Below are 6,358 nucleotides of genomic sequence, written 5' to 3'. Positions count from 1 at the left end.
AAAGTATGATAATGTGCAAGACATCATCAAGACAGCTTGGCAGTGGCATCAGAGTCATCCTAAGGGTTATGATGATCGTCAAGACTAAAAAAACGATTTCTAAATCAGAAATCGTTTTTTTTGATGACATAAATAATCATAAAAACACGAAACCCGATGAACTAACGCGTTCATCGGGAAATATTTTTGAGAGAATATTCTCTCCCGAATATATTCTCTTCTCTCTCAAATATTCTCTCAAAAATATTTCCCGATGAACGTGTTAGTTCATCGGGTTTCGTGTTTTTATAGGCTATAAGTTAGCTGTATTCATTACTCAGCTGAACAAATATAGGCGCAAGTATAAAAAGTCCTGAATTTTTGTAACTGTTTTTAGAATAGACCAGATACTAGTTTGTAGTGCACACTAAAATAGATTAGAAATCGCTTTAAACGTTGAAAGGTCAGACATAACAATATTGACTTGACAATTATTATCTGGCTATTTGTTGCTTATAAGTTTTATAAACTGTTGCTAAGAGCTGTGACTACTTTTTAAAGAAAAGTTAATCACGATAGTTCGTTAGACAAAAATGAATCTGATAATTAAGAGGGAGGTTCGCTTTTGTGTTTTAAAGATGTATGCATAGGCTGACTTTAGGGTCAGTCTTTTTGATTCTAATTGATGAATAATAGGTTAATTGATATGTTGCCTATTGATCAAATTTGTGTTATTATATTTTGTGTTGTAAAAACAGGTGATATGGTCAGCTAGCTCAGTTGGTAGAGCAACGGACTCTTAATCCGTGGGTCCAGGGTTCGAGCCCCTGGCTGACCATTCTGGAAAACCACTCAGAAAATATCTGGGTGGTTTTTTGCTGCATTGATTGATATTTTGGTAGCAGATAGTTTGTGAAATGTCTTGATATTTCTGCCTTTATTTGTCACAAATAAGCAGGCGTATATTTTGTTTATATAAGTTGGTTGCACAAACAAACTAACCGTGTTATGATATTTGAGTAAAGTTGTGATAACGTTTTCACTAAAAAGTACGTTTATTCACAATTAAAAATATTATCTGGGAGATATGGTTATGGATGCAAATCTTGAAAAAAGAGATGAATTTGCCAAACTAACAACTTGGGATCGTGTGAGTTATGGTTTCGGTGATTTCGCTCAAAACTTGGTGTTTGGAACAGTTGGTGGCTTTTTGCTATTTTACTTAACAAACATTAACGGCATATCAGCCGGTGTTGGTGCAACGATATTTTTAGTTGTTCGTTGGATTAATGTTGTTTGGGATCCGTGGGTTGGAACTGTTGTTGATAAAGCTAAAATTACAAAGAATGGTAAATATCGGCCATTTCTTTTGAATTTTGGTATTCCACTAGTTATTTTAGCGGCGCTGTTGTTTTTACCTGTTGCAAAAGTGCTAGGATCTGGTTCTGCCGCAACTGTTGCTTATGCAACTGTTTCATATATGGCAACAGCGTTGGTGTACTCATTTGTTAATATCCCTTATGGTTCATTAAATGCATCATTAACTCGCGATGAAATGGAAGTGTCGAAGTTAACTTCAGTTCGTATGATGCTGGCTAATGTGGGTAACTTACTGGTTTATACAATATTTCCTTTGTTTGTTCAATTAGCTTCACCTAATGCAAAAATGACAGATACTGGTCTGTTTGGTTTAAAGTTGAAACTAGGAAATTATGCTGCTCCTTCAGCAGCTGGCGCATGGTTTAAAGTTTACGGTATATATATGGTTATTGGGGCCGTTGCTCTGTTTATCGCTTATCGTAACACCAAAGAACGCGTTCTAGCCTCAGAAGAATCAACGGATCAGGTTAAGTATTCTGATTTGTTTGCTGAATTAAAGCGTAATGCAGCTTTGCGTAACCTTGGTATTTTCTTCTTAGTTGGCTTCACCTTGATGTTCTTTGGAAATACAGTTTGGCCATACTTCATGCAATATAACTTTGGTGTTGAGGGCGGTAAGTCAGCTTTGATGGCATCAATCGGGTTAATTGGTTCAATCCCAGGTATTTTCTTGGTAGTACTTTGGCCAAAATTGCGTGCAACGCTTGGTAAAAAAGGATTTTTCTTCACATTCTTAGCCATCTTTATAGTTGGTCAGTTACTACTGTTTGCTTGGTCTAAGAATCCTTCTTCAGACTGGTTGGGATTCACTGGTCGTTTCCTACAACAGTGGGGCCTAACGTCTGCAACTGGTTTCATGTGGACTTTGGTTCCTGAAGTTGTCTCAAATGGTGAGTATATCTCAGGTAAGCGTGTTGCTGGTATTATCAATGCTATCATGGGACTATTCTTCAAAATTGGTTTGGCACTTGGTGGTATTATTCCTGGATACCTTTTGCAGATTATGCACTTTAAGTCTGGTGCTTTGACACAAACTGCCAGTGCACAATTTGGTATTGCATTGTCAATGATTTGGTTACCAATTGTGATGGCAGTTATTGCCATGATTGTCATCAGTCGTTATCCATTGTCGGATGAATATGTTGACAAGATGAACCAAGAATTGAAAGAAAAAAATAGTTAATTAACTAAAACAACATTAACAGGCACTGTTCATAGATTTGCTAAATGGTAAATTTATAATCTTTGACTGGAAGTGTTGTTTTTTATTGCAATCTTATAAGTACTGCGGGATACTAAAGATAGTTTTGTTAATAGCAGTTATTAAAATATATTGGGGTAAAAAGTAGTGAAAAAAACTATCGGGCATGTCAAAATGCCATATATATTTGTTATTTTAATTTTAGTTGTTATTTTTGGGGTTCTAACGGTACGACATTTTGATAAGCAGGAGAAATCAGCGTCGCCAGATGTTAAAAAGTCGACATCAACAGCTAAGTCAAAAAATACTTTTCCAAAGGGTGTCAAATCAACCGATTGGGATTTAGTCTTGGTGAACAAAAAAAAGCCATTGTCAGCAGAGTTAAATTTTAATAAAGTAACGGTTGATGACAAACAAATAGATGCTAGAATTCAACAGCCTTTGGCTAATTTCCGTCAAGCTGCTCAAAAAGCAGGATATGCCACAACTTTAGTTTCAGGTTATCGTTCCATTGCCTATCAAAAACAAATTTTTGATAATTCAGTTGCACAATATGAAGCCAATGGTTTGAGTGCAACTGAAGCCAAAAATAAGACGGCACTTGTCATCCAAACGCCGGGTGCTTCAGAACATCACACAGGGTTAGCTGTCGATTTGGCGGGGGATGATGCATTAGCGGCCTATCCTGCGCTGCAAGCCGAAATGGATCAGTACGCCTCTCAGAAATGGTTGATACAACATGCACCAGATTACGGATTTGTATTACGTTTCCTAAGTGATGCTAAGTCAATTCAACAGACAGGTATTGATTATGAATCATGGCATTTTAGATACGTTGGCGTGGCAAACGCAAAATATATGACCCAACATCATTTAACCTTAGAGGCGTATGTTGCTGCTTTAAAAAAGGCCAATCGTTGATGTCAAAACCAATTGATTTCGTCTGCAAGTAAGTGACAATTTTGCTATACTTAATAAGTAAATATTTTTAGCAGGTTTGTTAAATACTCACATTAACTTAAAGGAGAACTGGCATGATTGTATTATCAGGCACCATTGGCGCCGGCAAAACAAGTTTAACAAAGATGTTGGCCCAGCATTTGGACTCAGAGGCGTTTTATGAAAGCGTGGACGATAATCCAATTTTGCCTTTATTCTATGAAGATCCAAAAAAGTATGGTTTTTTGTTGCAAATCTATTTTCTGAATAAGCGTTTGGCGCAAATTAAAAAAGCACAAGTTGTCACAAAAAATATCCTTGATCGTTCAATTTTTGAAGATGCTTTGTTGTTCCAATTAACTGCTGATTTAGATCGTGCCACACAGACGGAAGTCGACATTTATAAATCTTTGGTTGATAATATGATGGCTGAAATTCCTGGGGGTGCTTCAAAAGATCCTGACCTATTGATTCACGTTCGTGTTAGTTTTGATACAATGTTGGCACGCATCAAAAAGCGTGGACGTTCTTATGAACAAATTGATGAAAATCCAAGTTTGTATGAATATTATCAAGAACTGAATAGTCGTTATGATGATTGGTTTGAAAACTATGACCGATCACCCAAGATTCAAATTGATGGCGATCGTTTTGATTTTGTTGAAAATCCAAAAGCACGAGCAGAAGTATTTGATATGATTGATGCTAAATTATCTGAGACAGGTGTGCTATCATTTTAAAAGTATCAGCGACTATATATGGCTCCTAACTGATGAGTTGGGAGCTTTCTGTTATAATAAAACAAAATGGGAAATAATAACATGGAAAACTGGCATAGAATTGTTGTCAAAGTGGGAACAAGCACCATTGTTGATAGTGATGGTCAAATTAAATATTCAGTTATCAATCGTTTGGCGCAAACACTCACAAGTTTACAGAAAAGTGGGCACGAAGTGGTATTAGTTACTTCGGGCGCGATTGGTGTGGCGATGCAACAAATGAAGCTTCAGTCACGGCCTAAAGAAATACCACAACAACAAGCATTAGCAGCCATTGGACAGACATATTTAATGTCACTTTACAACCAAAGCTTTGCGTTTTATCAACAAATGATAGGACAAGTTCTACTGACGTATGACGTTTTTGATAATAAAGTAATGCTTGAAAATGCTATCAATGCTGTCGAGGCATTGTTGGCAGAACATGTTATTCCAATTATTAACGAAAATGATGTGATTGCAGTAGATGAATTGGATCATCAACATTCGTTTGGTGATAATGATCGGTTGGCAGCAATTGTAACACATGAATTGCAAGCCGATGGTCTAATCATTTTAAGTGACGTTGACGCGCTGTATACTGCCAATCCAACAATTGATACCAATGCTACACCTATTCGTCGTGTCACGGCAGTTACTGATGAAATTCGGATGAGTGCCACTGGTTCTGTTTCTGGTCTCGGGACAGGTGGTATGAGTACCAAATTATTGGCAGCCGAACTTGTGATGGCACATCGTGGCAAAATGGTGCTAATTAACGGTGCCAATCCAGCTTTAATTTTAGATGTTATAAAAGGTGAAGCCGTGGGCACTTTGTTTCAAGGAGAATAAAGATGGAAACAATACAAAATATTGGTAAAAGAGCAAAAGCAGCAACGTTGGATGCTGCACAATTGTCTCTTGAGACACGCAATCAAATTCTAAAAATGATGGCAGCTGCCATTACGGAAAAGTCAGATGTCATTATTGCGGCTAATCGGCAAGATTTAGCATTAGCAACAAATCTGGCTGCACCAATGGTAAAACGACTAACGCTTGATGAGGCGACCATTCAAAGCATTGCTGACTCTCTTTTGGCAGTCGCACAATTACCTGATCCGTTAGCAGGTCCGTATGAAACGTGGGAAAATCACGCCAAATTAAAAATTGTAAAAAAGATAGTACCTTTGGGTGTTGTGGCAATGGTTTATGAAGCACGACCAAATGTCACTGTTGACGCAGCTGCGCTCACACTGAAATCTGGTAATGCTGTTATTTTACGAGGTGGGAAAGAAGCAATTGCCTCAAATACAGCACTTGCAGCTATTTTACGTGATGTTTTGGAACAACGTCATCTTAATCCGGATATGATTCAACTGATTACTGACACGTCACATGACTCGGTCAATCAGTTACTTCATATGAGAGAATATGTGGACGTCTTGATTCCACGAGGATCGGGTCATTTTATTGATTTTGTTGTGGCTAATGCCACGGTTCCTGTAATTGAAACCGGTGCTGGTAATACGCATATTTTTGTAGACGCTAGTGCTGATCAAGATGAAGCCATTAATATTATTCATAACGCTAAAACGCAGAAGCCAGCGGTCTGCAATGCTGCCGAGAAGTTGTTAATTCATGCTGATATAGCGGATGAATTTTTGCCAAAGATTACTGGTCGATTAAGAGCTGCGCATGTTGAATTACGAGGTGATGAAGCATCTCGAGCGATTGAAAGTGATTTGACACCAGCTAGTGAGCTTGATTGGGACACGGAATATAATGACTTAATTATGGGCGTTCGTATTGTTTCTGGAATTGATGAGGCAATTGAGTGGGTGAATCGGCACACAACGCACCATTCTGAAACCATTATTAGTGAAGATGCTGAAAACGTTGCCAAATTTATGAATGACGTTGATGCTGCAGTCGTTTATCGAAATGCCTCAAGTCGTTTTACGGACGGATTTGAGTTCGGGTTCGGTGCAGAAATTGGCATTTCAACTCAAAAACTTCATGCACGTGGTCCAATGGGTCTGAAGGCTTTGACAACAATCAAATATGAAGTGTTTGGCGATGGTCAAATTCGTGCATAAATAAA

The 6,358-nt window shown here is 37.9% G+C and carries 5 protein-coding genes and 1 tRNA gene; all 6 read left to right on the top strand.

The window, feature by feature from the left end; all coding sequences use genetic code 11:
• Positions 1-744: 744 nt before the first annotated feature.
• The 6 genes from IEU71_RS06615 (at position 745) to IEU71_RS06590 (ending at position 6,353) form a co-directional block, all read left to right on the top strand.
• Positions 745-817: transfer RNA gene (locus IEU71_RS06615), tRNA-Lys, on the top strand.
• Between the two features lie 255 nt (positions 818-1,072).
• Positions 1,073-2,542 (top strand): MFS transporter, encoded by a 1,470-nt coding sequence (locus tag IEU71_RS06610; protein ID WP_004913888.1) that lies wholly within the window; start codon positions 1,073-1,075, stop codon positions 2,540-2,542.
• 165 nt (positions 2,543-2,707) lie between these two features.
• Positions 2,708-3,481 (top strand): M15 family metallopeptidase, encoded by a 774-nt coding sequence (locus IEU71_RS06605; protein WP_004913891.1) that lies wholly within the window; start codon positions 2,708-2,710, stop codon positions 3,479-3,481.
• Between the two features lie 113 nt (positions 3,482-3,594).
• Positions 3,595-4,239: a deoxynucleoside kinase gene (locus IEU71_RS06600; protein WP_004913895.1), complete on the top strand. Its 645-nt coding sequence runs from the start codon at positions 3,595-3,597 to the stop codon at positions 4,237-4,239.
• An 81-nt stretch (positions 4,240-4,320) separates the two neighbouring features.
• A complete protein-coding gene (gene proB, locus IEU71_RS06595) occupies positions 4,321-5,109 on the top strand; it encodes a glutamate 5-kinase (protein ID WP_004913898.1) in 789 nt (262 codons plus the stop codon).
• A 2-nt stretch (positions 5,110-5,111) separates the two neighbouring features.
• Complete coding sequence (locus IEU71_RS06590; protein WP_004913901.1) at positions 5,112-6,353, top strand: glutamate-5-semialdehyde dehydrogenase; 1,242 nt, start codon at positions 5,112-5,114, stop codon at positions 6,351-6,353.
• The last annotated feature ends 5 nt before the right edge of the window (positions 6,354-6,358 follow it).

Source organism: Leuconostoc falkenbergense (assembly GCF_014634805.1).
In the GTDB taxonomy this organism is placed as follows: domain Bacteria; phylum Bacillota; class Bacilli; order Lactobacillales; family Lactobacillaceae; genus Leuconostoc; species Leuconostoc falkenbergense.
Note: the sequence above shows the minus strand (reverse complement) of the source record. Positions and strands in the feature narration are given on the sequence as shown.